The sequence below is a fragment of the Geovibrio ferrireducens genome (genome assembly GCF_026226615.1).
Lineage (GTDB): Bacteria > Chrysiogenota > Deferribacteres > Deferribacterales > Geovibrionaceae > Geovibrio > Geovibrio ferrireducens.
This window is the reverse complement of record NZ_JAJAPB010000034.1, coordinates 1-370: the sequence shown is the minus strand read 5'-3', so window position 1 is coordinate 370 and position 370 is coordinate 1. Positions and strand designations below refer to the sequence as shown.

Annotated in this window: 1 protein-coding gene; it reads left to right on the top strand. The window is 39.7% G+C overall.

What is annotated here, in order from left to right; translation table 11 throughout:
- Positions 1-135: 135 nt before the first annotated feature.
- Positions 136-370, top strand: a 235-nt coding sequence (locus tag OSQ85_RS14040; RefSeq protein ID WP_265823936.1) for a hypothetical protein, incomplete at its 3' end; no start/stop codon positions are given.

The window sequence follows — 370 nt, the reverse complement described above, 5'->3', positions numbered from 1 at the left end:
ACGGAGGGCTTTTTTTATCAGGGACAATAAAACTGAGACTGCCGCGTCGCTTTGCTCCCCGCAGTTGTATATGTTAGCTAATTCGAGGACAGAATTTATTTACTAGTTTATAAATAGTAAACGAAGGAGTCCTTAATGAGAAACAACAGCAGTGATGAGACTATTAAGCGCAATTACATTATGAAGTATTTGCATTTAATCAAGGAATACGAGCAGGTAAAACGTAATGAGCACGAGCATTTCAGATACGTGCAGGATTTTTACAAGTTCTACGACACGGACAGACGGGCGTTTTTAAAGTATTACAACCGTTACAAGCAAAGCGGTAAGCATGATTCTCTTCTTCCTTTGAAGCGAGGGCCTAAATATG